Here is a 25,197-nt window from a genome sequence, read left to right on the forward strand (position 1 = left end):
TTATTTCCTGTCACTCAACCTTGAACGGTTAAATATTCACTGGTCGCAAGTGATTCAGTCAACTTAAACTAAGAGATCGTACAAAAAGAGCCACAAAGGGCCGCTAACTTTTCCAGGCAAGAGGTAGTTCAATGCGCTGTGTAGCGACTTCTTGTTATAGTCCTGACGCCATGCCGCGGCGATTGCGCGGGCATGGGCCAGCATTGTGGACCCGGGCTCGTTGAGACATTCGTCACGGAACTTACCGTTGAACGACTCGATGTGCGCATTTTTCGTCGGCTTGCCCGGCTGAATCAATTTCAACGTCACGCTATTGACGTACACCCATCGGTCAAGCACCTGATTCGTCAATTCCAGTCCCTGGTCCGTGCTCAGCGCTTTGGGACAGTCCCGGAAACACGCTGCTCGGCCAACACTCGAGCAACATACACGCTCGAGATGCCGTGGCTTACGACGATATCGACGGCCTCCTTGGAGGAATCGTCGATGCTGGCCACACTTCAAACGCCGCCCGTTCGACAGCGCGTCCATCACGAAATTAATTGATCCAACTTCATTCGTCCCGCTCGGCAAAGTCAGTTGCTCACGTTCATTCACGGCGCCGTAGTGCCGACGACGGCGCCGCACGGCGAGCGCTGCTTCGCGATAAAGACGAGGCATGCACTTGTGGTTCGCATGGATACCGTCACGCTTCATCAACGCGTGCAATCGCCGATAGCTGAACCGCCGAGGCTCATGCGCCAGCTCCACCAGGCGCGCCGTCAGCACTTCGCTCTCGTAGTCCGGCTTCCTCTCGTAGTCCGGCTTCGCTTCGTCATGCAATACGCTGCAAAAAACCCAATAAGCCGACAGGCGCGGCGCTCTAAGATGTTGGACTTCTCCCGCATCGCCTCCACTGCTTCGCGTTTGGCTTGCGAGCTCAGGGCTTCCATGTCGAGCATCGCCTTGGCTAGCAGCTTCTTCAGCCACCCGACGAAAGCCGTCAACGCGGAAATTTGCTTACGCACGCCACTGACAGTAATGCATAAAAAAACTTGCTGCTCGAGTAAGGCTCTCATGCCTAGCGACAACATCGAACGCCAATAGTTCCTGCATTGCGAGACATGCTCTTTTGAGTAATGGACAGTTTTCTGTTGCTCAACAATCGGCATCCAAATATTCAATGGTCGAGATGCCTTTTGTCAATTACATTTTCATCTCGACCACAACATTTTCGCTCTAAAGCAGACGGCGGCTCGTGCCGACGGGCAGCATCTGCTGACGTTGCGAGCGAACCATCGATCTCCCTGATGAAGGCCGGCAAACACACTGAACTCTTTAGCATATTTATATTTTAGCAATACTAGGATTAAGCATGCTAAATAGTTTGAAAAGGACGGCACGAGTATTTTTCGTCCATATTCTATGCGGATTTAGCATCTCAGCCCATGCCTACCAATATGATTCGCCAGAATACGTCGACCTTCGTGACGGCAGGGTTCTCCAATACATTGACAATGAGCTAACAGTACTGAAGGACAACGGCAGTCAGCGAATGGTGCTTCATATACCAATATTGTTACGCAAAACATTGCTAACCGCGTCGAGCTTCACGTTCCCCACAACGCATTCAAGGGTCATCGACGGAGAAGAATACGTCCTCACGCTGATCAGCCACCGTTCCAACCGACGTCCAAACCAATATTGTTCTTCGGGAAATGAAGTCGTCCTATATGTGTTGCGGATAAAAGATGGCACCGCAGAACCCGTCTTTTCCTTGCTTGTAGAAAGCTGTATGAAAGACATCCATCTGGAAAGAAGTCCAGTACGACTATCGCGCTATATCGAGATCGATTGGGGAATCAATCCCGTTGGGATACAAATCGATTGGTTGTACCATGGAGATTGGCTACCTGTAACACGGTATTTTTTCTATTGCAACGGAGAATTCGTTCAAAAGCCTTGTCCTCGCACTACAACATCATCAGCCAAATCACTTGACCAACCGCGAAGCAGGACACCGGCCTCGCACATCAGCATTGGCCGACACTGGTTGATGTCACGTGCTGGATAAAGCGCGCATCACGCCTCTCGCCGCACATTGCCTGTAGCTAATCGCTCCGCTACGTCCGCGAACAGCGCCAACGCTGGGGCCGCCGGCTACACGTGCGCACCGGACTCAGATCATGGTTGTGCCAACTCAATGCGTTGGACGGATGGCCCCGGGCGTACAGCATGGCGGTGAGTGAGCGGCACCGCGAACGGCGGGTGCTGTGTCATGCGCCCACGTAGGCGAGACGCTGTGCACGCAGCCGTGCGTCATCAGCATCTCGCAGGTCATGCACGTTTTGGAAGATTAGGCTGCGGGCGACAACGCCCTCACGCACGCTGCGGCGCCTAGTCTCGGCGCAAACCAGCACGCCAAGCACTGCGGCCACACCGCCGACCACATAATATGACGCCAGCCGCTCACCGAACAATACGATCGCCAGCACTGCCGTCGTGTGAACCATACGGTGTACATGCGCGGCGCGGTCCAAATGAACACCCTTTGTCGTCTAATTCCTGTCAATAAGCTCCCTCTCTGTTGCAATTCTTCATAGAGGCCGTCTCGTTGTCGTCTACGTGGTCGCAGTGCGCCACAACGTGCCGTTTGAAAGTCGCTACAGCGTTCCGATGTGATTGCCGCGGTGGGACCGCAAAAAGGGTGAAGGAATCGCTGCGGCGACGTAATCAGCCTGAATGAAGTATTCGGGTCTGGCAGTGCAAATAGTCAAATCGAATCCACTATGTCATTGCCTTGAAGTCTGTTTGTCCCTTCCACATAGAGAGCAGTACGGTCGCTAATTTGCGCGCGGTGGCGATCATCGCCTTGCGAGCGCCAATGCGAGGAATAAGCGTCAGTGCCCATCGTCTCAGATCGCAGTCCTGCCGGTATCGGGAGATTAGAGAGGACGCCGCTTCGAACAGTAGATGGCGCGTAAGCCGGCATCCTGCTTTCGAAATACCTGCGTTGCGATCAACATTGCCGGATTGATATTTCGTCGGCGTCAGCCCAAGGTAGGGTCCAATGTCACGCACGCTTCGGAAGCGCTCAGCATTGTCAACAGTCGAGGCAAACGCCACTGCAGTCAGCGAGCCCACGCCGGGCACGCTCATCAAGCGTCGGCAGACCGGACTTGCTTGAGCCACGCGACGGATGGCCTGATCCAGTGCATTAATTTGAGTTCCAATATGGCGCAAGCTATCTATTAGGATATCAAGTACGCCTTGTACGAGAGATGAGGGGGCATGTTTTGCTCGACAAGCCGTTCGAATGTAACACCTTTACCTGCAGGCAGGATGACACCAAACGTCTTAAGTACGCCCCGAATCTGGTTATATAGACCCGTTCGCGTGCTCACAAGTTTTCCTCGCGCGCCCAGTAGAAGCCGCACTTCGTGGCTAGCCATGCTCTTGACCTCAACACCCCGGTACCATCCGCTGCGCGTGAGCTGAGCGATGCCGCGTGCGTCGTTAGTATCCGTCTTGTTCAGTTGGGTCGCCAGAGCCGCGTGGACATGGCGAGCATGAATGCAATCAACCGGGATACCATCGGCTCGTAAGCTATGGTATAGTCATACGGCGAGTGGCCCTGTCTCCATGCCAACCCGCACCGCCTCCGGCGCATGTAGGCGTATAGCTCGGGCGATCTCTTCAGGGTTCGAGATGACGTTTCCGTGCCATACAGTCTTCCCATCGCGACCAACAACGCAGATTGCCGTAACCTTTTGGGATACATCGAGACCCACATACGTTTCCATGTCCGCCTCCAAAGTAAGTCACAGAGACAATTACAGCATGTGGATACAGACGCGACTCCAGGGTTGCCAGCCCGCAATTGCGTGCTGAATGTGTCGCCGCTATTGCGCGAGTTGATCCTGCTCGCATCGAGGCGTGCCATTGGTTGATCCTGGCTGCATCGGGCGTGCCATTGCAATATGATCCGGACAGCCGGAATGGGCAGTCGATGCGGTTCCGGCCGGACGAGCCGCGCGAACTGCCTGTGTTGCCATTCCACCCACCGTGGCCGCAGGCGCCAGGCTTGCGCGGGTGTGTCAGCGGCTATCCGAGCATCCAGACGACGCGACGTCCGCCAGCGAATGGACCGCCTACTGCTGTCGCTCAAGCACCCCGCGCAGGGCGTGCCGCCGTCGAGCTTCTACCGCTGAAGCAGTCCGGCGGCGGGGCAACGGAGTAGCGCTGCGTGACGTCATCTGCTGACCTGCTCCTCAGTGATGTCAACCTTGTGCAGATTGGACACGTACAACAGGATCAATGACACCCACGTCGCACCATACAGGAACATGAAGCAGCTTGAGCGCACCTTGAACCAGTCGAGCAGCACGCCAAAGATGATCGGCAGCAGGAACCCGGCGAATCCGCCCGCCAACCCGACGATACCCGAGACCACACCCATTTGCTGTGGAAAATCGTCCGCGACGTATTTGAACGTAGACGCCATGCCGAACGCAAAGACGACGCCCAGCACGAACAGCAGGCCCAAGTACAATGGCAGCGGCATATGCAGATGGAAATGCATCGGCCCAGCCACGCCATGAATCGTGAAATCGATATCCGGGAAGGAAAGCAGGAACAACGCGGCCCACGCAACCCACAGCCCCCACCACGTGACGTTGTGCGCACCCAACTTGTCCGCGAGTACGCCGCCGACCGCGCGCAGCACGGAACCCGGCAACGAAAAACCAGCTGCCAGCGCGGACGCCGCCGCCACCGAGAAGCCGTATTGGCCCTTCACGTACTGCGGCACCCACAGCGACAGCGCGGTAAAGCCGCCAAAGCAGATCGAATAGTACTGGCAATATTTCCAAACCCTCTCGTTGCGCAAGACGGCGAACTGCTTTAGCCATGACCCGGCCGGTTTGCCGGCACCTGGATCGCGCGCCGCGCCGAGCCAAAAAATGACCGCCGTGACCCACAGCATCGCCGCATAGATCTTCGGTACTGCCCGCCAACCGTATGCGGCCTGCAACGACGGCGTGATAAACAAGTTGACTGCAGCGCCGACCGTGCCCGCGCCGAATGTCCCCATCGCGAAGCCACGCTTGGCCGCGGGAAAGAACCGTGCGACATAAGGGGTACCGACGGCGAACGATGCGCCGACCGCGCCAAGGCACAACCCGATAATGAGGAACTGCCAATACGCGTTCGCGTAGCTCACAAGAAATACCGGTATGGCCGCGCACACGAGCAGCGCCGTCATCACCACGCGGCCGCCGAACCGATCGGTCCAGACGCCGAGTGGCAACCGCAGCAGCGCGCCGGTGAGCACAGGCGTCGCCGTCAACGCGCCAAACTGCGCACCGGACAACCCTAGTTCTTCACGCAGGCATATGCCAAGTACGCCCAACATCATCCAGACAATGAAGCACACCATGAATGCCAGCGTGCTGACGGCGAGCACTCGATAAGCAAGCGCCATATCCCGGCTCGTCGCGATTCCGGTGGGTTGGCTCGACATGATTTTTCCCTTGGTTCGAACTGACCGAGGAAGAGAGTGAACCCGAGCAGCCGTTGCCGAACGAGAAGCCACGCGATGAACGCAGGTCAAATGCATTCTCCGCATATTCGCGGTGCGTACTCGGGTTCACAAAGCGGTCCTCATCATTGGCGATCGCCATGTCGCGGTACATGCCCTCGGCTTGGGCGCGCGTCAGGTCCACTTGCTCGAGCAAGTCGGGTGCCTCCTCGCCGTCCACGTGGCGCGCGCGCATGTACGCGCGCATCGCCAGCATGCGCAGCAGCGCCAGCCGCACCGGCTCTTCATCGCCGGCGGTCAGCAGGTTGGCTAGGTAGCGCAGCGGGATGCGTAATGCATCGATATCGGGCAACGCACCATTCAAGATGCGTGATGCGCAAGGATAATTAACGATACAGCAATGGCTGGCGGCTGCGCATCGCGGCGGCGGCACAGTACACTATTAGTGGCGTAAGCCGTCAACCGGCCAGACTGTGCCCAAGCCCGGCTACGTGATCGCGATTCCACAATGGAACTGGATGGTCAGCACCGGCCTTTACCTGGACGACGTCGATTGCGCCTTGCGATGGATGCCCGATGGCTGTCCATGGGCACCCTCCCTCAGCGCCGGTCCGATGTATCCGACGGCCAGTCCACACGATCACGCAACGCTGCCTCTGCGCCAGCAATGAAGAGCCGCACACTGCGCTCGAACAGTTGGTCCGGATGTTCATCGGACAAGGTCGCCCAGCCACGCGCAAGGAGCGGATAGGCAACGGGGTCCGGGCCCGCCTCGCCGCGCGCCATCGGTGCGTCGGATCGCGCTACCGCCTGCTCTTCCAGTACCCAGCCTACGATGAAGCGACCCAGCGAGAACATCAATAGCCGGGTTGTCGCTGGCCGGATATGGCGCTGCCATGCGTTGTCACAGGCATTCGTGATCGGACCACTGGTCGGACGGATCGGAGAATGGCGTTCGCTGCTTTTAGGCGTGGCAGCCGACGCGGCAGGACTTGCGCTGCTGGCGGTAGCCTCCAGCGCGTGGGTGCCGTTCGCCCTGCTTCCGCTGTTCGCGGCAGGCGGGATGACGATGCCGGCGCTGCAAGCCATGATCGCGCGCCAAGTTAGCGATGAGGTGCAAGGCGAGTTGCAGGGCGCCCTTGCCAGCCTGTCCAGCCTGATCGGCGTAGGCGGGCCCGTTGCGGTCACCGCGGTGTATGCGTGGAGCGTGACATGGTTCCCGGGACTAGCGTGGGCATTGGGTGCGGCAAGCTATCTGCTAGTGGTGCCGTGGCTACTCAGTGCACGGATGCGCGGGCTGGCCGCCGCCGCAACGCAGGCTTCGCGTCGCGTGCCCTAAGACAACCTGAGCGGATACCTACCTTCTCACCGGTCCGTGGCGATCCGCTTGCCGGCGTTGCGCCTGTCCAGTTCCGCATGCGTGCGTTCAAGCTCCTCGACCATCAGCGCCGCATCGGGTAGGACGGTCTGGTATTCGGCGGCCAGTACCGTGTTGGGCAGATTGCCTAGCGCGTAATGGGCCTCGGCAGCCCCTTTTTGCGCACACAGGATCAATCCGACCGGCGGGTTCTCGCCGGGTTTCATCCAATGTTCGCGCGCGTAGTTCAGGTACATGTGCATTTGACCGGCGTCAGCATACGTGAACCGGCCCACCTTCAAGTCGATGACGATCAGGCACTTGAGGCGCCGATGGAAGAACAGCAAGTCGATCCTAAACCAGCTATCGTCAATCCGGAGACGGCGCTGTCGCCCGACGAAGGCGAAATCATCGCCCAATTCGAATAGGAAATCCGCCAGATGCTGAATCAACGCTTGTTCGAGGTCCGATTCGGAATACTCGTCCTTCAGGTCAAGGAACTCGAGCACGAACGGGTCGCGGATCGCTTCCTCGGGCGTCGGTTCGTCCTTCGGGCGCGCGCGACTGCCCCGTCTTGTCGAGCAGCGCGACCTTGTTGCGTGATAGCGCAAGCCGCTCATACAATTGGCTGCTGATCTGCCGGTCCAGTTGCCGCACCGACCACCCCTGACGCAATGCCTCGCTCTCGTAGAATGCTCGCGCAGCGGGCGACTTAACCGACAACAGGCGCACATACGCGGACCACGGCAGCGCGAAACGCGCGGCCAGTTGCGCAAACTGCGGGGACGACGTCGTGCCGAACGCGGCCAACAGGGATTTGCCAGACGATGTCTGGCCTTTTTCCGCGTCAGCAGATTTGCCAGACAGTGTCTGGCAAATCTGCTCCAGCGGCCAGGCCAAGTAGAACGCGCGCATGCTAACTAGGTTCGCTCGACTGAAGCCGCGGCCGAACCGGCCGGTCAAGTCCTTGGCCAGGCGCGTCAGCAACGCCTGTCCATACGTCGCCCTTTCGGCGCCACGCTGCTCCACCGTGACGATGCGCCGACCGATCTCCCAATAAGCAGCCGTCATCGCCGCATTGACGCTGCGCGCCGCAGTCAGGCGCGCGGATTCAATCACGCTGACGATTTCCCGGTGCAATCCGGTATAAGTGTCGATGTCCATTTCTGTACTGGTCATGGTGCGCTCATCCGTGCGTTTAAGGCTCGCGCGTGCCGCGCAGGGTCGCAGCACGCTGTTCGCGATGGCTTAGCATCGCGAACACTGTATGAATAGGTCGGGGTAGCCACTTAGCTCCACCCGTCTGGAATCACTGGATGGACAGGTAGGGCTATCTCTTTAGCTCCAGCCACGCCAGAGTAACTGTATGGATATACAGTATCCGTATCCTACACCGTCTCAGCGCGGTGCACTACACCCGCATGCCCTCGCTATTAGGTCAGCAGAACTTATCCTGTGTCTCAACTTTTCGGACACGAGGTCGGATGTCGGACAGGGCGACACCCAATCCCTGCGCGCAACGGCTTCAACGCCTGCGCAACGTCCTCAACATGCGCCTGAGTGCACCTGGCGCGGACGGCGGCGGCGACACGGCTTGCGGTGCCGCGGACGATTTATCCTGCGCCAGCGACTTGAGCGTCAACGCGAGTTCAACCAATTCCAGTTGATAGGCATACCGCTCCCGCAAGACCTTCAACATCATCGCGCCCAGCGATAAGCAAAAAACAAATACCAGCGCCCCCAGGAACACGGCACTCAGATAATTGCCGGCGCGCATGCTCTGCGCAAGCGTCCTCTCCAGCCAGGGCAAACCACCAAAGTCCTTGACGCTCGAGAACGTCAGTGCAATTAACGAGAAAATCGTTGTCTTTTCGCCGAACCATCGAGCAACCTGTCCATCCACCCGCGCCGCCTTGACCTTGAGCCAGTGCTTTGCATACTGCAATTGCGGCTCGGGCTGACGCAGCAGGAATTGCACCGACCGCTCGTCCGTCGCCACCTCTCCCAGCAGGCTCACCGGCCTAGTGCGTTTCCATCCGACCAAGTCGAACACCGCCAGCAGCGGCAGCACAAGCAACGACAACCACATCACAGCCAGCAACGCGTAGCCACAGGCGACCACAATATTGACAAGCAGGCGCGACAACGGCGCCACGCATGTATGCCACCACGCAAACCCGCCCAATATCACGAGGTACATTACGACAATGCCGAACAGGCACTTGCCGGCGCGCTCGACACAATATTTCCAACGTGGCCGGGGAGGCTGATACGGTTTACATGAAGCAAGGTGAGTCAAGATCTCGTTGATATCAAGCATGGCGAATACGCAATCCGACAATAAGCCAGCGCTAAAGATAGCGCAACACTTGTCGATAATCACTCAGCTATGCCAGCAGCACTGACGGCCGAACCGCATCGAAGCAAGCCAGAACTGACAGACCGAAACTGTGGTCGTGCCGTGCCGGCGCCGTCGTACGCCTGTTGGTGGCGTACGGCATCGTCCCACGACGGTTTGCCACCGTGGCGTGCGCCGACAACATCCGCTGGCCATCGGCAACGATGCCACAATTCGCGCAGCCAACCGGCGCGACAATACTGGTGAAATATTGAGGATCCGATTACGCGCCAGCGATCCGGCTAATCGGCGCCCGGCCGCGCGACACGATACAGCAAAGGGCTTGGGCAACGGCGCACCGTCCGGATGCACGACCCTCACCGGGATGCGAGCAACCTTGTCGTGACTGCGCGCGCCGCGCTGCTCGAGCGCGGGCAGGCTCCGGTACGGCGTCACCGCTCCCCTCGTCAGTCTCCGAAGAACGCGTTCAACACCCGGTTGACCTCGGCAGCCGCCTCCATCTGCACCATGTGCCCCTTGCCTTCGATGACGTGCGACTGCACGCCCGCAGGCAGCCCTTGGGCGTGCAGCGCCGGAATGATGCGGTCCTCGCTGCCCCAGAGCACCAGCGTGCGCGGCGCCAGCTCGGCGAGCCGGTCACGGTACACATGCTGCTGGACACCATCGCTGAACGTCGCCGCAGCGATCTTGGCGAGCGTCTCGTTCACGCCGTCCAGACGCTTGTATTTGACGATGTCCTCGACCAATTGACGGGTAACCAGCGCGGGATCCGCGAACAGCTTCAGCAGGTGCGGCTTGAGCGTATTGCGACTGGTCCCGGCAACGAACCCGGCAAGGTAATCCGCGTCGATCTCGCGGCCCAGCCCAGCGCTGGCGATCAGTGCCAGCGACGCGACTCGCTGCGGCTCCAGGCTGGCGATCTGCAGCGCAACGGCGCCGCCCATCGAATGGCCCACCAGGTGCGCGCGCTCGATTCCCTCTTCGCGCATGAACGCGGACACATACTGGGCAAGCTCGTCCAATGTGCCGGCTTTCAGCGGCTTGCTCGATTCCCCGTGCCCCGGCAGATCCAACGCCCATACCGCGCGGCGCGCCGCCAACTCAGCGTGGTTGAACAGCCAGTTGTTCAGGTCACCACCGAACCCATGGATCAGCAACACGGGAACGCCGCCGTCACCCTGCTTCAAGTAGCGGATCGTATGCGAGCCGACGATGCGCTTGTGCGGCTGTGGTCCCGCGTCAGCCGCATCGGCCGCAGCTGGCACAAAATCGCGCTGGAACGCTGCGACGGCTTCGTCGATTTGGGCATCGCTCGCGTCGGCATCAGCTACCACTGCCAACAAGGCGCCGACCGGCAACGTTTCGCCTTCGACGGCAATCTGCCGGCGCAGCGCACCGTCAAATGCACATTCCACGCCGGAGGAAATTTTTTCTGTCTCCACGTCAAGCAGTTCATCGCCCTTGGATACCTTGTCGCCGATCTGCTTGAGCCACCCGTTGACCTGGCCCCGCTCCATCGACAGCCCCCATTTGGGCATCGTAATCATGTGAATTGGCATCGATCAGCCCCTTACCTTGGTAACGGCCGCCGCGATCTTCTCAGACGACGGGATGTACATGTCTTCCAGCACGCCGGCAAATGGCGCTGGCGTATGCGGTGCGGTAACCAGCTCGATCTGCGCCTTGAGCGATTTGAATGCGCGCTGCGCGATAAGCGCGGCAATGTCGGTCGCCACCGAGCAACGGGGGTTGGCTTCATCGACGACCACGACCCGACCGGTACGCGACGCGCTCTCCAGGATCGTTTCCTCGTCCAGCGGCGACGTCGTGCGTAAGTCGATCACTTCGACGTCGATGCCTTGCCTGGCTAGCGCGTTGGCCGCTTCCACCGATTGGTGCACCATCCGTCCATAGGTGATGATCGTCGCATCGTCGCCGTCGCGCACCACGTTGGCCTCGCCAAACGGAATCGCATAAGGCTCTTCCGGCACGTCCCCTTCTTGGCTGTACAACAGCTTGTGCTCGCAGAAAATCACCGGGTCGTCATCACGGATCGACTGAATCAGCAGCCCTTTCGCGTCATAGGGCGTGGACGGACAGACCACCTTTATCCCGGGCACATGCGTGAACAGCGACGTGAGCATTTGCGAGTGTTGGGCGGCGGCACGCAGTCCCGCACCCTGCATCGTGCGAATCACCACCGGGGTGACCGCCTTGCCGCCAAACATGTAGCGGAACTTGGCCGCCTGGTTGAATATCTGGTCGAAGCACACTCCCATGAAGTCAATGAACATCAGTTCGACGACCGGCCGCATGCCGCACGCCGCGGCGCCGACCGCCGCGCCAATGAACCCACCCTCGGACAGCGGTGTGTCGAGCACCCGCCCAGGGTACCGATGGAACAGCCCCTTGGTCACCCCAAGCACGCCGCCCCACGCGTCCTGCTCGCCGGATGAGCCCGCGCCGCCGGCGTTGTCCTCACCCATCACGATAACGTTTTCGTCGCGCGCCATCTCTTGGCTCAACGCCTCGTTTATGGCTTGTTGATAAGTGATCTTCCTGGCCATCCCCGCCTCCTGGTAGCTAGTTTCGAATTGGATCGGAGCGCGGCGCGTGCACGCCGCACGTCACTTCTCGCATCGCGCCGCGACGTCTGACGGGGCATTGTCCCGCTTCGCATCGCATCCATAACGCCCACCTCACGGATAAGCGACGTAGACGTCGCTCAGCAAGTCCGCTTCGGTCGGCAACGGAGCGGCCTTCGCACTGCGCACCGCGTCATCGATCAGCGCCTTGACGCGCTCATCGATCGCGCGTAGCTCATCCACCCGGACCAGTTCGCTGCGTACCACGCGCTGCTCAAAATGCTTTAAGCAGTCCTTTTCTTCTCGGGCCTTCTGCACTTCGCCTGGTTCACGGTACGTCTGCGCATCGCCCTCGAAGTGCCCGTAGTAGCGCGTCAGCTTGACCTCGACCAGCGTCGGGCCGCCGCCGTTGCGAGCGCGGCTAATGGCTTCGCCCAGCGCCTCGTACACGGCGAAGAAATCGAATCCGTCCACGATCACGCCGGGCATGCCGAAGCCGTTGGCGCGGTCGGCAATGTTGTCGGCCGCAACGGACCATGATGCCGATGTCGCTTCAGCGTATCCGTTGTTCTCAGCCACAAAAATGGCTGGCAGCCGCCAGACCGAGGCCAGGTTCATCGATTCGAAGATCACACCCTGATTGGACGCGCCGTCACCGAAGAAGCACACGCCCACACCGCCGGTCTTCTTGAACTTGGCCGCCAGCGCGGCGCCACACACCAGCGGCGCGCCCGCGCCAACGATGCCGTTCGCGCCCAGCATGCCGCGCGATAGGTCGGCAATGTGCATTGAGCCACCTTTGCCCCGACAAACGCCGGTGCGACGGCCGTAAATCTCGGCCATCATGCCGTGCACGTCGACGCCCTTGGCAATGCAATGACCGTGGCCACGGTGCGTCGTCGCCACATAATCGATGTCGTTTAGGTGCATCATCGTACCGACTGCGGATGCTTCCTCGCCCGCATAAAGGTGAACGAAGCCCGGGATCTCACCGGTCGCAAATTCGACATGCAAACGTTCTTCGAACTCGCGGATCGTGCGCATCGACCGGTACGCGTCGAGCAATGTCTCGCGGGTAAGCTGGCCCGATATGGACATGGTTGTACCTCCTATGGGTGGATCGTGCTAGTTGAACAACGCTGCTGCGCGTTCACGCAGGCATTGCCGCGCCGCGCTGAAACGCAGGGTTCGCTCGACATCGACCGTCAGCGGCCCCTCCCAGTCGAGCGAAACGACATAGGTTTCGCCTTTCTCAATTTCGATCTCGCGCTCGCCGTCGAGCGCCAACGTGCCGTAACCGACGTCGAGCATGACCTGCTGGCCGACCTCCAACCGCTCACAGTCAGTCATCCACACGGTGCCGATCTGGCCCGGCGCGATGGGCGCGACCAGCGGCACGCCAGTCGGCGGCGCATCGGCAAATGTCATCTGCAAGCCATGCGGCGCAGTGCGGGCCACCGGCGCCCACGCGGCGCCGATCGACGACAGGCCAATGGCGTCGGCAGCGGCGAAGGTCAGGAATAACGCGTGAATGTCGGACGGATCGGATAGCGCACGCGCGCCGATGAAGCGCTGCCGACTCACGCACAGGTCAACCAGCGCAATCTCCTCATGTCCGCGCTTGCGCCCGGATACACAGCGCACCACGAGGCGTTTGTTGCGCGACAGCGCCACGTCCGGGGAAACCGCGCCGGTCGCGACCAGGGCGCCGGCCAAGCCCGCCACGGTCGCCTCGCGCAGATCCGGGAAGCTGTTATTTGTGCCGGTGGACAGCGTAAGCAGCGGCACATCGCGGCAATGCATCGCCACCGCGCGATGGGTACCATCGCCACCCAGCACGGCGATCAGCGACACGCCACGCTCGACCATATACGCTACCCCCGCATGCGTGTCGGCCACACTCTGCGTCATGGGCAGGTCGGCAAACTCCACCTCCGGCCACCGCTCGCGTCCGCTCAGGGCCGCATGCGCCTGCACAGCGCGCAACACGAGTGCCGCGACACCCGTTTTGTCCCGCAACGTCAATACGCGACGCACGCCCAACGCACCCAGCCCTGCAAATAGCCGAACCACCATATTCGCTTTTTCGGCAGTCGGGAACACCGACGCATGCGAGGTCAAGCGACGAATATCGCGGCCGGATGCAGGATTGGCGATGATACCGACTGCCGGAACGATGCTTGACACGGTGTTGTCTCCTTGCCCGGCGTTGCCGCCCGGCGTCGCTGCTCGTTAGCCTGAGTAGACATGTTGCTTGCGTGCGTTGTCACTGCAATATGCATGCCAATATGGGCGAGACACGTTCGCGCCGGCCGTGCAACCCCATTGCGATGAGGCTGCGCGGCCAATACGAAGAAGCTACGCGCGCGGTGGCGCTACATTGTGCGTCTCTGTTTAGCCGTCTCAATGCGTTGCCGCTCGTATGCGCATGCGCGCATCGACGTGCGACACAGCGTAACAGCATCAAGCCGTGACAAGTCCACCGCGACAGGGGCAGTGCGAGCTGACGCGCGAGCGCGACATGCCTGGATCAGCGTGAGACGAGAGGCGCCGCATCGTGAGACGATCGTCTCAAGTCACGGTCGTGTTGCAGCGCAGCGTGTGCCAAGGGCGATGAATATGCTACAAACGGCTCAACTGCAGGTCCTTTGCCGGAGTTCGCGATGCCGCACGTCTCATTCAACCAGCATATCGAACGCGTGCGCAGCGCGATCGAAGGTCGCAACGCACCACTTGACAACGAATCGGCGCGCCTCATTTCGTCTTGGCAACGTTCGCTCGAGCGGTACCGGCTCGATCCGTCCTCGCGCGTAGGGCCGCGCGTCGTCACCGCCAGCGAACTGCGCGAGTTACGCGAGCGCGAAGAAGCATTTTTGCGTGCGTCGGGCCAGTGCCTATCCAAGCTGCACGAGGCGGTCCGGACCGCAGATTATTGCGTTTTACTAACTAATGCACATGGCGTAACGATCGACTATCGGATCGACCGCGATCGTCGCGCGGATTTCAAGCACGCGGGCTTACACATCGGTTCGTGCTGGTCTGAGCAGGAGGAAGGCACGTGCGGTATCGCTAGCGTGCTCGCCGACCTAGCGCCGATTACCGTGCATAAGTCGGATCATTTCCGCGCCGCATTCACCACGCTGACGTGCAGCGCGTCGCCGATCTTCGCGCCGGACGGGAGCCTGATTGGCGTGCTCGATGCGTCGGCAGTTCGCTCCCCGGACAATCGTGACAGCCAGGGATTGGTCTATCAATTAGTACAGCAAAGCGCTCGATTAATCGAGGATGCCTACTTCCTGAACCAGACCTCGTATCATTGGATCCTATTCGGCCACAGCAGCCGACACTTCGTCGAGGCGCGGCCGGAGGTGCTGATCGCATTCGACGAAAACGGCAACCTCGTTGCGGCCAACGCCCACGCCCGCGAGACCATTCCAGGGCTCACCGGCGACGCCCTTGGCCACCTGGCTGACTTGTTTGACGTGCCGCTTGCGCGCATACTTGATGCGTCGAACCTGCATGACGTGCTGCCGTTGCGGCTGTGCGCGTCGGGAACGATCCTGTATACGCGGATCCGTAGACCGCAACAGCGCGGGCAAGCGGCGGGCACCTCGACCTCAGCGCATGTTGTCGAGCCAGCGGCACCAGCACGGCTTGCGTCACCGTTGCGCGCCGCGCCGCTGCACGATGCTCGGGCGCCCGGCCTATTCAGCATGCCATCTGGTATGCCAGCCGGTCGGTTGTCCGATACGTCAGCCGGCGCTGGACCACTGAAGGCCTTCGCGCAGAGTCAGGACCGGCAGGTCGCCCAGGCGGCAAGCATTGCGCTGCGCGTCGCGGAACGGCGCCTGCCAATCCTGATTCTCGGAGAAAGCGGCTGCGGCAAAGAGGTCTTCGCACGCGCGATTCATCAGTCGGGCATTCGATGCCAGCAACCCTTTGTAGCGGTCAACTGCGGTGCGCTGCCGGAGTCGCTGATCGAAAGCGAGTTGTTCGGGTATGCGGCCGGCGCATTCACGGGCGCACGCAGCAAAGGCACGCGCGGCAAGATCGCGCTCGCGCATGGCGGCACGCTATTTCTAGATGAGATCGGCGACATGCCGCTGTTACTGCAAACACGGCTGCTACGTGTGCTGGCCGACGGCGAGGTACTACCGTTGGGTGCCGAGACGGCGACCCGCGTCGACGTGAACGTGATTTGCGCGACACACCGCGACCTGGGCGCAATGGTCGCGCAAGGCACGTTCCGCGAGGATTTGTACTACCGCCTCAGCGGTGCGGTACTACGGCTGCCGCCGCTTCGCGAACGTATCGACATTCGGGCGCTGATACAGGCCGTTTTCGACGACGAAGCGCGTGCCGTCCCGCATAGGCTGGTGCTGGACGCCACGGTGCTCGAACGCCTGTGCCATCATCCCTGGCCCGGCAACGTGCGGCAACTGCGTCACGCATTGCGCTACGCATGCGCCGTGACCGACACAAACCGGGTCGAATGGCGCCATCTGCCAGCCGAAATCGCAGCTGAGCTGGGCTCACCGGCGACGCCACCGGCGGCGCTCGAATCGCTGACCGACGAGCGCGAACGTATCGTCGCTGCGCTGACGCGGAACCAATGGCGCCCCATTCCGGCGGCGCAGGCACTCGGCATATCGCGCGCGACGCTATACCGGCGCATCGCCAAGCTGGGTATTGTCCCACCCCATCGGCTGCCGGCCGCATAGTGCCACGTAGACTGTGCGGTATCCTGTTATTTAGCCGGGTGTCTGCCTCGCGCGCCTCGCCGGGCGACTGACATACTTGTGCTGAGTCGCCGCCGCGCGCTGGCAGGCTTCACCAGGTACGGTGTCAGTTTAGTGCTATGCGTCGGCGCATTGCGCAACCTAGACGCGACCTGCGCCGGCACCTATTTCTTGGTGGCACCGCTGTTTGGTTGCACCGGTGTTCGGCGTCGTATTGTCGCTCATGCTTTGGCTCGCGATGCCCGCTCTCCGCATGGACATGGTTTCGACTGGGACGGACCGGCGTCGCATAGCCATCCTTTCCACCGCGAGCCGACTACGCACGTTCACCTGTGTTTCCCAACATCCATCATCGGCATCACCCTCGATCGCGGGGCGCTACGCAAGCTTTGTGCGCATAAAGTTTTGCGCTGCATTCACGCCATTAACGTGCCGTCGAGTCGTCGTAGCCATTTTTACCATACGTTGCTCATAAAACAATTATCGTCAAGGGAAGCTGATACGGCGCAGCGCACCCGGATTATTTTCCACATCACCGAGTTCAACGATGGCGGCATTGAAAGCGCACTGATTCAGTGGTTACGCGTCTTCGATCGCAAGCATTTCGATGTGACGCTGTCAGTCATGTTCACGTCGGCCGCGCTGGAACACCGCTTTCGCGCGTCGATCCCGGCCGACGTGCGCATCGAGACGCTAGTCGATCGCGGATGGCTGGATTTTTTCCAAACACGACGACATCTGCGCAAGCGCAGCAAGCTCGAACGCGTCGCGCGCGATATCTTCAATACGGTTGTCGTGCGCCGTTATGTGTCGCATCGCATTGCCCAGCTTGCACGCGAGCATCATCTAATCGTCGATTTCGATATGTCGCTGCGCCGCATCGCAGGGCGATATGGCGTCGGATGGCTCGGAGTCAATCATTTCAGCTTCAATGCGCGACTTGGTGGCCGGCTCCGCAAGATCCAGCGCTTGCTGAAACAATATCAAGCTTACGATCGGATTGCGGCGCTGAACGAGCACATGGCCGACGAAGCGCGGGCAATGTTCGGCTCGCGGCTACCTCCGCTACTGCTGCTGCCCAATGCGATCGATATCGCGGCGATCCGTGAACGCGCGTCCAATCAGATCGGCAGCGCGTCAATACCTGATGAACCCTATATCGTCTCGGTAGCCCGCCTCGATGAAATTTATAAAGACCATCGTACGCTGTTGCGCGCGTACCAACGTCTGGTGACGGCACACGCCGTACGCGAGCATTTGGTGATCGTGGGCGACGGGGCGTTTCGCGCCGAACTCGAACAATTGGCGCGCGAGCTAGGCATCAGCGAGCGCGTGCACTTCACCGGTCAATTGAACAACCCGCATCCAGTGATCGCTGGCGCGACGCTCCAGGTCCTAAGCTCGCGCTCCGAAGGCATGCCAATGGTGCTGCTCGAGGGCCTCGCGCTGGGCAGGCCGATTATTTCGACCGACTGCCCGACCGGGCCCAGCGAAATCCTCGACGGCGGCCATGCGGGCATCCTCGTTCCGGTCGGGGACATTGACGCGATGGTGGACGCGATGCGCACGGTGCTGACCGACCCCGCGCTGCGTGCTGGGCTCGCCGAACGCGCTCGCCAACGAGCACAGCATTACGGCATTGACGCAAGCAACACGAGGCTGAAGGCGTACGTCGACACGATCCTCGCATCCAGACGCGCCGTGCCGGCTACCGGAACAGCCTGACTAGCGTCGAACAGCCGTCTTCATATCAATTGTGCTCTTGATTCGTTCGCGGCCAATTTTGCCCGGCGTATGCTATAGGCATCACGCTAGCTTGCAAGATACCCATGGGGATATGCCGCAGTTACAAAGGCTACACGATATTGCCCAGCGCAGAGCCGCTGGGCAACGGCCTGTATGCCGCCAATCTCGACCTTGAAGGCCAGCAGCATGGCGCACGGGCCCACGTGGAGCACTTCGAGGCGCTCGACTATTTTTTCGAGGCCGAACAGGCCACCGCGTACGCATTGCGCTGGGGAAAATTGTGGATTGATACACAGCACCGGCTCAAAGCGGCATGAGGTGACATTCGGCATGACGATGCCATGAGCCGGCGCGCGACGGCGGATCGAAGGCCGACTTGACGTTACCGGCAAGTCGGGCCACGCTCACGGCACTGGCTTGGCTACTGGCGATCCAACGCCGGCGGCCGCCAGTTCGAGCGGCGCATCACCGAACTCGGACCATAGATCCGCATGACCATCCTGAAACGGCCGGTCGGCGATACGAGCCAGTTCGCCGCAGCGGGGCGCACCGGCGCGGTTGGCTGCACGATGATGTCAATCGAGCCGTCCCGGTTGCGCACTAGATGATCGCGGTGGGTCAACACGACATGGCGGTTGCGCCACCCCTGCCTACGCGCGCCGCCGCCGGACGATACACCGACGTCGCCAACGCCGTCGTCATCCAGCGGCTCCGCGATGAGCGTCCAGCCGCCGGCTGAGACGGGCAACTGGTTGCGCGTAAAATGCATGACGTAGCCGTTCTTTCCTGATAGCGGGCAGTTGTCGCGGTCCACATCGGCGACCGGCATCAATACATCCTCGGTCAGGCCCGCGCCGGGCACCACCGTGGCCACATACGCGCGATACGCATAATCCTGTCCGTAGCTGCCCGCCTCATCATCGAACCAACGCCATCCGTTCACCGCCACGACACCGTTCGGGGGCACGCTACGCACACGTGCCCTGCCCTGTTCGATACCGGCCGCAAGCGCCTTTGCCGAGGCGAGCGACAGTGCCGGAGGCCGGCCCGGCACGATGCCAAGCTGCTTGAGCACCTGCAGCGCATGATCATCCGTATCCGCCACCGGCGGGCTATCGACCAGCGCCGCGGACAAGCGGGTAAAGAAGGCCTGGGCGTCCATCTGGTCGACGCGGGCAAGCGCGGCGGCAACGGTCGAGCCCTCATCGGCCGGGCGGTATGCGTCATGCACAGCGCTACCAGCCATGCGGCTGCCTGCTGACGTGCCGGCCGACGTCGGCGAAACGCGGTCGAACACCGACGACGGTACGGCGCCGTGCTTACCCAGCCACACAGTCAGTGGCGCAACCCGTGGAATCGCAGTCGGCTTGCGCGACCGTGCGGCGCCGTGGGCCACGCCCGCTTCTACCACGCGAAGCATTAGATAACGGGTCGGCGAATCGACGCGTGCGACGCCAGGCGGCAAGCTGCCCGTCCAGCCTGGTCCGACGAACGCGATGGTTTGCGCGCGAGAGCCGGTCGTGCGGGTGCCAGCCGATACGGCGACATTGGTCCACATGTCATTGGCTTGCACCAATGTGTAGCGACCATGCGCGTCGGGCAGCGACAGCACGACCGGTTCAGGGTCGAGATCTAGCCACCCGCTGCTGACAAAGCCCGGCTCACCGGACGTCGCCGTATAGAGTTGGTTGACCGGACGCGTCGCCGTCTGCGCGTCGCGCAGCACGTCCATCACTACCAGCGGATAGCCGAACACATACGAATCGGCCACCTCTGTCGTCGTCCAGCCGGCATGACTCGCGCCCGACAGCGAAGGCCCCGTGCAGCCGATAGCCAGCACGGCGGCGGCCAATGCGCCACAATATGAAACAGGAGTAGGCACGCGTGCGACGATGCGCGACGCATGCCGCAGCGACTTGAGTTGCATCACCAGGATTGCCTCGTATTTGTTATTCGCAGACCACCCGATGCGGCCCATTCCGCCCCGGACCCCGTGCTGCGACCTGCGGCCGTGGTCCTCGGCCGGCTGCACACTAGAAACCGCGACAAGATTGTTGACATGCGGCTGGCTCTTGTCAATCGGCCACCTCATGCTGCGCCTACCCATGGATGAACCCGTGTTTTTGCCACCACCATTCGAAAAAACGCGTCGATGGGCTGCGCAGGCTGATCATCGGCAGCACGAATGCAGGGTGGTACAACTGTCGTTCGATCAGCGCTCTCATCAACTACTCCGCTTGCGGTGCAATATCGCCTCATGCATCGCGGCCACCGGGCCGCACGATATCGCTGTTCCTACGTCGATGCATGGCATTGTAGGAACTGCGCGAGACCGGATAAATCGGCTGCAACGGAATGGACTTGTTGGATTGGATGAACAATCGGCGCGGCGGCCATCCATCGGATGACCGTCGCATCGCTCCAGGGCGGTCAGCGAAAAGTCTTTAGCGCGCAGCCAGCGGCGAGGCCGATTGCGTCAAGGACGTCGGGACGTCCCAGCCGCCGCCCAGCGCGCGTATTAGGTTCACCGTGTACACTGCCTGCGCACCAGTCAGCTGCACGGCCGCACGCTGGCTCTGTAGCACGGTGCGCTCCGAATCGATCACGTCCAGATAGCTGACCGAACCCTCACGGTACTGCGCACGCGACAGCTGTGCAGCCCGCCCCGATGCCTGCACAGCGTCGTTCTGCGCCTGGATACTGCGCGTGCACGATCACCGACGGCGGCACGACCTCCGGATACTCGGAAATTGGCAGCTGGAACAGGGCAATCACGCCGGCCAGCAACACCAACACCGATAGCACCCCGGCGAAGATCGGCCGGTCGATAAAGAACTTTGAAATATTCACGCTGATTTTCTTTTACATCAGCCCATCATCTGCACGGCATTGACCTTCACTGGCTCGCCAGGGCGCACCCGCTGCAGTCCGTTCACAACGATGCGCTCGCCGGGCTTGAGCCCCTTGGTGATCACGCGCAAGCCGTCCTGCTGGTTGCCCAACTGCACTTCGCGGTATTCAGCGCGGCCTTGCGGCGTGACCACCAGCACGTACTTCTTGTCTTGGTCCGTGCCGATCGCGCTGTCGCCGATCATCACGGCCGGATGCGGCGTGCCGCCGCCGACTTTCACGCGCGCATACAGGCCAGGCAGCAGCGAGCCGTCCGCGTTGTCAAAGCGCGCGCGCACGCGAATCGTGCCGGACGCCGTGTCAAGCCGGTTATCGACCGAGGCGATGACGCCATGGCGCGAGTAGCCCTCCTCATTGGCCAGGCCCAATTGCACCGGCACGCTGCCCCCACCGTGACCATTACGGCTCAAGTACTGCAAGTACGCCTGCTCGTCGACGTCGAACGATGCGTAGATCGGCGTCATCGACACTAGCGTAGTCAGCGGCGGCGAGCCGGCGCCGGCCGACACGATGTTGCCCACCGTCATCTCCGCACGCGATACACGGCCGGACACGGGAGCGACGATTCGTGCGTAGCCCAGGTTCAGGCGTGCGGTTTCTAGCGCGGCCTGCGCGGCTTTCAGGTTCGCCGCGGCCTCGCGCGCCGCATTGTCCTTTTCGTCGTATTCGCGCTTGGAGATTGCGTGCTCGACGATCAGCCGCTGCGCGCGCGCTTGATCGGTGCTCGCATAGTCGTTGCGGGCCCGCGCAGCGGCGAGCTGCGCCTGCGCGCGATCGACCTCGGCCTGGTAGGGCCGCGGATCGATCGTGAACAGCGGGTCGCCTTGCTTGACCAGCTGTCCATCCTTGAAGTGCACGGCGACGATCGTGCCGGATACGAGCGGACGGATGTCCACCTTTTCGATCGCCTCGAGACGGCCCGAGTACGACTGCCAGTCGGTGATCGTTTTGGCCACCACCAGTGCGACGTCAACCTCCGGTGCACTGGGCACATTGGCGGCCTTGGCTTGCAAGGCCGGATCGTCATGCAGCGCCATCACACCGCCTAGACCGCCGATGGCGGCTAGCGCCGCTAACGCAAGCACCAGATGCCAGTAGCGCAGATTACGGATCATTGTCATATCGAGCTTCCTCTATTTACTTTGCGCAATGGATCAAGTTACTTGAGGGCATCGGCCGGCGCACAGGCCAGCCGATGCCGGAAAAACGCCACGGCCTCGGCCAAAGCCGGCGGATGCGTCGCCAGCGCCGTGTGCGATACGCTTGCAAAGCGGGTGACCTGGGTCGGCACGCCGGCATTGATCAGTTCGCCGGCATATTTCTCGGCTTCCACGTGAAGCACATCATGCTCGGCGCTGGCGATGAGCGCCGGTGGCAATCGATGCAGGCGGCGCGATTCGAGCGGAGCCGCATACGGATGCAGCCGCTGCGAGGCATGCGGCAGGTAGGCGCGATAACATTGCGCGCACTCACTGACATCCACATCGGATGTCACACGCCGCGCATCGGCCACGCGCGTCAAGCTCGGGTCGAGCAGCGGCGCCAGCAGTACCTGCGCGGCAATCGATACGCCGCCGCGATCGCGGACTATCGCGCACAGGCACGTCGCGAGGTTGCCGCCCGCATCATGCCCGGCCGTGCCGATGCGGTGCCTGTCCGCACCGAATTCGTGCGCGTGCTCGGCGATCCAGCATGCGGCGTGGTACGCATCCTCCAGCGCAGCCGGGAACGGGTAGGCGGGCGCGAGTGAATAGTCGACCGACACGACTAGCGCAGGTACGCGCGCGAGCACCACGGCGGTCGCATCGGCGTCATCGAGCGATCCATGCGTGAACAGGCCACCATGGAAATACAGCACCACCGGCACCCAGCGCGGCGATTGACGCGTCGCGACCCGCGCTCGCGCCGCGCGCCGTGACGGCTCGACGCTATCGGCCCGATTGCCGGCCTCTATCGACGCCCGCGCAGGCCGGTAAATGCGCAACGCGATCTCGCGCGCATGGCCGGGAATCCTGATTTCGTAAGGGGTATCGCCCCAATCGCACTGGCGCATCCTGCGCCTCTCTGGTCAATTGCAGTGATGCGAATTCTCGAGGCGACGCCATGCCAAATAAATGCCTATAATCCGGCAACACAATTCAGCGCATCCGAACAATCGATTCGGCGTCGCGCCGACGCTGCAAAGCTAACCACGGTGAGCGAAATGGACCGCCTACAAGCCATGCAAGTGTTTACCCGGGTCGTCGAAAGCAACAGCTTTTCGCGCACCGCCGACACGCTGAACATGCCCCGCGCGTCGGTCACGACGATCATTCAGAATCTCGAAGCGTTTCTTGGCGTACGGCTGCTGCAACGTACGACGCGGCGATTGAATCTGACACCGGACGGCGCTGCGTACTATGAAAGATGCGTGCGCATCCTTGCCGATATCGCCGAGACGGAACAATCGTTCCATGAAGGAGCGCGCAATCCGCGCGGCAAGTTGCGCGTGGACATGCCGGGCTCGATCGGCAGGTTGGTGGTACTGCCACGACTATGTGAATTCCATACTCGCTACCCGGACATCGAATTGATGGTTGGACTTGGCGACAAGCCAGTGGATCTGATTCAGGAAGGCATCGACGCGGTGATCCGCGTCGGCACGCTGCAAGACTCGACGCTCGTCGCGCGCCGGGTCGGCGTGTTCCAGGGCGTGACTTGCGCCAGCCCCGAGTACTTGGAACGGCACGGCGAGCCGCGCACGCTGAAAGAGTTGGAAAACCATTACGCGGTCAACCACTTCTCGAGCCGTACCGGCCGAATCATCGACTGGGATTTCCTCGTCGATGGCAAGCCGGTGACCGTGAAGATGAAGGGCGCGGTCGCGGTCAATGATGCGGATGCCTATCTGAACTGCGGCATCGGCGGCTTCGGCATGATTCAGCCGGCCCGCTTTATGGCGCTGCCGTACCTTCAGTCAGGTCAGTTAAAGGAAGTGCTCCCGCAGTGGAAGACTCAGCCGATGCCGATCTCCGTTGTTTACCCGCACAACCGGCACTTGTCGCCGAAGGTGCGGGTGTTCGTTGATTGGATAGCCGAAATATTCGAGCGTTGCCCGCTGCTGTCCGGCCAAGAGGACGCGGAGAAGCGTTGCGCGCCAACGGTGGCCACGGTGGGCGCGCAACCGGTGCATCGAGCCGAGATCGGCGAGAGCGAGGGCGAGGGCGAGGGCGAGCTGGTACTGTAGCCTCATCCTCGCGGCAGCCCGCCGCGATGGCCATCGCCGCATGCGCGCCGCCTCACGGCGACATGCCTCACCGGTCCACGCCTCTATAAGTAGTACAAATTTTATCGCGCCGCCTTGTCTTTTTGTGGCCAACCTGCCGGCCGCCTCCCTTCTCCCGCCCAGCGCTCAGATGATTGTCTGCGCCACGCGCTGATCCATCGGACCAGCCGCGGTTGGCGCCGCTCCATCCGATTGACAGGAGCAGCAGCATAAAGCGCCACCTTATCGCCGGCCTGATCGTATTGGCCTTCACCACCGTCGTCGCCACGCCAGCGCTTGCCGAAGGCAGCATCGGCCACGCGGGCGGCTATAACGAACCCGTATCGAGCGGCTTGGTAATCAAGGCACGTCAACAGGTCGGTGACGAGATCGTCGCGGCATACAACGACGGCACGTTGCCCGCACTGAACCGGAACAGCTATCCCGACGTCGGGCTGGTCGGGCGCGCAATTGCGATGCGTTCCGCACAGTCGGATGACACGCGACTCGCGCGCGATAGCATGCCGAATACGCAACCAGCGGAGTAACGGAGCAGCACGATGTTCGATACATCATCGAACTCGCCCGATGTGTTTTCGTCGCTCGAGGATTGGGCCCTGAGCACGCCACCCTGGGTGCCGTATCGACCGACGGTGGCCCCTCCGGCCGCGTCACCGGACCCGGGATAGGCATCGCAGTGGTCGTGCTGTCACGCGTAGCAGCGGCGTGGCAGTTCGCC

General features: G+C 61.4%; 19 protein-coding genes and 8 pseudogenes. 8 read left to right on the plus strand and 19 right to left on the minus strand.

The genetic code is table 11. From position 1 onward, the window contains the following. Positions 1–63: 63 nt before the first annotated feature. The 6 genes and pseudogenes from IHE30_RS09540 to IHE30_RS15170 form a co-directional block, all read right to left on the minus strand. Positions 64–965 (minus strand): annotated as a pseudogene (locus tag IHE30_RS09540) (IS3 family transposase); the annotation flags it as partial. 1,290 nt (positions 966–2,255) lie between these two features. Further along, positions 2,256–2,492, minus strand: coding sequence for a hypothetical protein (locus tag IHE30_RS09545; RefSeq protein ID WP_337690146.1), 237 nt, complete (start codon positions 2,490–2,492; stop codon positions 2,256–2,258). 274 nt (positions 2,493–2,766) lie between these two features. Then, positions 2,767–3,222, minus strand: a complete 456-nt coding sequence (locus IHE30_RS09550; protein ID WP_337690147.1) for a transposase — start codon at positions 3,220–3,222, stop codon at positions 2,767–2,769. An 8-nt stretch (positions 3,223–3,230) separates the two neighbouring features. Then, a pseudogene (locus IHE30_RS15165) lies at positions 3,231–3,584 on the minus strand (IS110 family transposase); the annotation flags it as partial. 647 nt (positions 3,585–4,231) lie between these two features. Beyond that, a complete protein-coding gene (locus IHE30_RS09555) occupies positions 4,232–5,461 on the minus strand; it encodes an MFS transporter (RefSeq protein WP_443193638.1) in 1,230 nt (409 codons plus the stop codon). Further along, positions 5,361–5,882, minus strand: a pseudogene (locus IHE30_RS15170) (hypothetical protein); the annotation flags it as partial. The pseudogene IHE30_RS15170 and the gene IHE30_RS09555, both read right to left, overlap by 101 nt. A 94-nt stretch (positions 5,883–5,976) precedes the next feature. On the opposite strand from IHE30_RS15170, the pseudogene IHE30_RS09565 reads away from it, so the two are divergent. Continuing rightward, positions 5,977–6,189, plus strand: a pseudogene (locus IHE30_RS09565) (cache domain-containing protein); the annotation flags it as partial. Here the strand turns inward: IHE30_RS09565 and IHE30_RS09570 are convergent. Beyond that, positions 6,119–6,376, minus strand: coding sequence for a TetR/AcrR family transcriptional regulator C-terminal domain-containing protein (locus tag IHE30_RS09570; protein WP_337690306.1), 258 nt, complete (start codon positions 6,374–6,376; stop codon positions 6,119–6,121). The pseudogene IHE30_RS09565 and the gene IHE30_RS09570 sit on opposite strands and share 71 nt — an antisense overlap. On the opposite strand from IHE30_RS09570, the pseudogene IHE30_RS09575 reads away from it, so the two are divergent. Then, a pseudogene (locus IHE30_RS09575) lies at positions 6,373–6,857 on the plus strand (tetracycline resistance MFS efflux pump); the annotation flags it as partial. The gene IHE30_RS09570 and the pseudogene IHE30_RS09575 overlap by 4 nt on opposite strands. A 26-nt stretch (positions 6,858–6,883) precedes the next feature. Here IHE30_RS09575 and IHE30_RS09580 read toward each other — a convergent pair. The 6 genes and pseudogenes from IHE30_RS09580 to IHE30_RS09610 all read right to left on the minus strand — a co-directional run bounded on the left by IHE30_RS09580 (position 6,884) and on the right by IHE30_RS09610 (position 14,006). Further along, positions 6,884–8,054 (minus strand): annotated as a pseudogene (locus IHE30_RS09580) (PDDEXK nuclease domain-containing protein). A 346-nt stretch (positions 8,055–8,400) separates the two neighbouring features. Beyond that, positions 8,401–9,195, minus strand: a complete 795-nt coding sequence (locus tag IHE30_RS09585; protein ID WP_337690149.1) for a hypothetical protein — start codon at positions 9,193–9,195, stop codon at positions 8,401–8,403. A gap of 485 nt (positions 9,196–9,680) precedes the next feature. Next, positions 9,681–10,793, minus strand: a complete 1,113-nt coding sequence (locus IHE30_RS09595; protein WP_337690151.1) for an acetoin dehydrogenase dihydrolipoyllysine-residue acetyltransferase subunit — start codon at positions 10,791–10,793, stop codon at positions 9,681–9,683. 3 nt (positions 10,794–10,796) lie between these two features. Next, positions 10,797–11,801: an alpha-ketoacid dehydrogenase subunit beta gene (locus IHE30_RS09600; protein ID WP_337690154.1), complete on the minus strand. Its 1,005-nt coding sequence runs from the start codon at positions 11,799–11,801 to the stop codon at positions 10,797–10,799. 132 nt (positions 11,802–11,933) lie between these two features. Next, positions 11,934–12,917, minus strand: a complete 984-nt coding sequence (locus IHE30_RS09605) for a thiamine pyrophosphate-dependent dehydrogenase E1 component subunit alpha (RefSeq protein WP_337690156.1) — start codon at positions 12,915–12,917, stop codon at positions 11,934–11,936. Positions 12,918–12,944: 27 nt separating this feature from the next. Further along, complete coding sequence (locus tag IHE30_RS09610; protein ID WP_337690158.1) at positions 12,945–14,006, minus strand: ATP-NAD kinase family protein; 1,062 nt, start codon at positions 14,004–14,006, stop codon at positions 12,945–12,947. A gap of 476 nt (positions 14,007–14,482) precedes the next feature. On the opposite strand from IHE30_RS09610, the gene IHE30_RS09615 reads away from it, so the two are divergent. The 3 genes from IHE30_RS09615 to IHE30_RS09625 all read left to right on the plus strand — a co-directional run bounded on the left by IHE30_RS09615 (position 14,483) and on the right by IHE30_RS09625 (position 18,621). Beyond that, entirely contained in the window at positions 14,483–16,540 is a 2,058-nt protein-coding gene (locus tag IHE30_RS09615) for a sigma-54-dependent Fis family transcriptional regulator (RefSeq protein WP_337690159.1), read from the plus strand. A 483-nt stretch (positions 16,541–17,023) separates the two neighbouring features. Further along, positions 17,024–18,283 (plus strand): glycosyltransferase, encoded by a 1,260-nt coding sequence (locus IHE30_RS09620; RefSeq protein ID WP_337690161.1) that lies wholly within the window; start codon positions 17,024–17,026, stop codon positions 18,281–18,283. 104 nt (positions 18,284–18,387) lie between these two features. Further along, positions 18,388–18,621: a hypothetical protein gene (locus IHE30_RS09625; protein WP_337690162.1), complete on the plus strand. Its 234-nt coding sequence runs from the start codon at positions 18,388–18,390 to the stop codon at positions 18,619–18,621. 104 nt (positions 18,622–18,725) lie between these two features. Here the strand turns inward: IHE30_RS09625 and IHE30_RS09630 are convergent, their stop codons facing one another. The 6 genes and pseudogenes from IHE30_RS09630 to IHE30_RS09655 all read right to left on the minus strand — a co-directional run bounded on the left by IHE30_RS09630 (position 18,726) and on the right by IHE30_RS09655 (position 23,267). Next, on the minus strand, positions 18,726–20,396 hold the full coding sequence (locus IHE30_RS09630) for a DUF1254 domain-containing protein (protein ID WP_337690164.1): 1,671 nt from the start codon (positions 20,394–20,396) through the stop codon (positions 18,726–18,728). 7 nt (positions 20,397–20,403) lie between these two features. Then, positions 20,404–20,529 carry a hypothetical protein gene (locus IHE30_RS09635; protein ID WP_337690165.1) on the minus strand — a complete coding sequence of 42 codons (126 nt, stop codon included), beginning with the start codon at positions 20,527–20,529 and terminating at the stop codon, positions 20,404–20,406. A gap of 219 nt (positions 20,530–20,748) precedes the next feature. Next, positions 20,749–21,003 (minus strand): annotated as a pseudogene (locus IHE30_RS09640) (TolC family protein); the annotation flags it as partial. Continuing rightward, positions 20,993–21,154 (minus strand): annotated as a pseudogene (locus IHE30_RS09645) (efflux RND transporter permease subunit); the annotation flags it as partial. The pseudogenes IHE30_RS09640 and IHE30_RS09645, both read right to left, overlap by 11 nt. Positions 21,155–21,171: 17 nt before the next feature. Further along, positions 21,172–22,335, minus strand: coding sequence for an efflux RND transporter periplasmic adaptor subunit (locus IHE30_RS09650; RefSeq protein WP_337690166.1), 1,164 nt, complete (start codon positions 22,333–22,335; stop codon positions 21,172–21,174). A 38-nt stretch (positions 22,336–22,373) separates the two neighbouring features. After that, on the minus strand, positions 22,374–23,267 hold the full coding sequence (locus IHE30_RS09655) for an alpha/beta hydrolase (RefSeq protein WP_337690167.1): 894 nt from the start codon (positions 23,265–23,267) through the stop codon (positions 22,374–22,376). Between the two features lie 150 nt (positions 23,268–23,417). On the opposite strand from IHE30_RS09655, the gene IHE30_RS09660 reads away from it, so the two are divergent. The 3 genes from IHE30_RS09660 to IHE30_RS09670 all read left to right on the plus strand — a co-directional run bounded on the left by IHE30_RS09660 (position 23,418) and on the right by IHE30_RS09670 (position 25,147). Then, on the plus strand, positions 23,418–24,440 hold the full coding sequence (locus IHE30_RS09660) for a LysR family transcriptional regulator (RefSeq protein ID WP_337690169.1): 1,023 nt from the start codon (positions 23,418–23,420) through the stop codon (positions 24,438–24,440). A 281-nt stretch (positions 24,441–24,721) separates the two neighbouring features. Then, the gene (locus IHE30_RS09665) at positions 24,722–25,006 is read left to right on the plus strand and encodes a DUF4148 domain-containing protein (RefSeq protein WP_337690171.1); all 285 of its coding nucleotides are present in this window, start codon (positions 24,722–24,724) and stop codon (positions 25,004–25,006) included. A 12-nt stretch (positions 25,007–25,018) separates the two neighbouring features. Beyond that, positions 25,019–25,147 carry a hypothetical protein gene (locus IHE30_RS09670; RefSeq protein ID WP_337690172.1) on the plus strand — a complete coding sequence of 43 codons (129 nt, stop codon included), beginning with the start codon at positions 25,019–25,021 and terminating at the stop codon, positions 25,145–25,147. Positions 25,148–25,197 lie beyond the last annotated feature (50 nt).

The sequence above is a fragment of the Mycetohabitans sp. B46 genome, assembly GCF_037389205.1.
Taxonomy (GTDB): Bacteria; Pseudomonadota; Gammaproteobacteria; order Burkholderiales; family Burkholderiaceae; genus Mycetohabitans.

Excerpts from the sequence above, each read along its gene's own strand:
- IHE30_RS09545 (WP_337690146.1), bottom strand. The coding sequence starts at position 2,492 with ATGGTTCACACGACGGCAGTGCTGGCGATCGTATTGTTCGGTGAGCGG.
- IHE30_RS09555 (WP_443193638.1), bottom strand. The coding sequence starts at position 5,461 with ATGGCGCTTGCTTATCGAGTGCTCGCCGTCAGCACGCTGGCATTCATG.
- IHE30_RS09570 (WP_337690306.1), bottom strand. The coding sequence starts at position 6,376 with ATGTTCTCGCTGGGTCGCTTCATCGTAGGCTGGGTACTGGAAGAGCAG.
- IHE30_RS09585 (WP_337690149.1), bottom strand. The coding sequence starts at position 9,195 with ATGCTTGATATCAACGAGATCTTGACTCACCTTGCTTCATGTAAACCG.
- IHE30_RS09595 (WP_337690151.1), bottom strand. The coding sequence starts at position 10,793 with ATGCCAATTCACATGATTACGATGCCCAAATGGGGGCTGTCGATGGAG.
- IHE30_RS09600 (WP_337690154.1), bottom strand. The coding sequence starts at position 11,801 with ATGGCCAGGAAGATCACTTATCAACAAGCCATAAACGAGGCGTTGAGC.
- IHE30_RS09605 (WP_337690156.1), bottom strand. The coding sequence starts at position 12,917 with ATGTCCATATCGGGCCAGCTTACCCGCGAGACATTGCTCGACGCGTAC.
- IHE30_RS09615 (WP_337690159.1), top strand. The coding sequence starts at position 14,483 with ATGCCGCACGTCTCATTCAACCAGCATATCGAACGCGTGCGCAGCGCG.
- IHE30_RS09625 (WP_337690162.1), top strand. The coding sequence starts at position 18,388 with ATGGGGATATGCCGCAGTTACAAAGGCTACACGATATTGCCCAGCGCA.
- IHE30_RS09630 (WP_337690164.1), bottom strand. The coding sequence starts at position 20,396 with ATGAGGTGGCCGATTGACAAGAGCCAGCCGCATGTCAACAATCTTGTC.
- IHE30_RS09635 (WP_337690165.1), bottom strand. The coding sequence starts at position 20,529 with ATGAGAGCGCTGATCGAACGACAGTTGTACCACCCTGCATTCGTGCTG.
- IHE30_RS09650 (WP_337690166.1), bottom strand. The coding sequence starts at position 22,335 with ATGACAATGATCCGTAATCTGCGCTACTGGCATCTGGTGCTTGCGTTA.
- IHE30_RS09655 (WP_337690167.1), bottom strand. The coding sequence starts at position 23,267 with ATGCGCCAGTGCGATTGGGGCGATACCCCTTACGAAATCAGGATTCCC.
- IHE30_RS09660 (WP_337690169.1), top strand. The coding sequence starts at position 23,418 with ATGGACCGCCTACAAGCCATGCAAGTGTTTACCCGGGTCGTCGAAAGC.
- IHE30_RS09670 (WP_337690172.1), top strand. The coding sequence starts at position 25,019 with ATGTTCGATACATCATCGAACTCGCCCGATGTGTTTTCGTCGCTCGAG.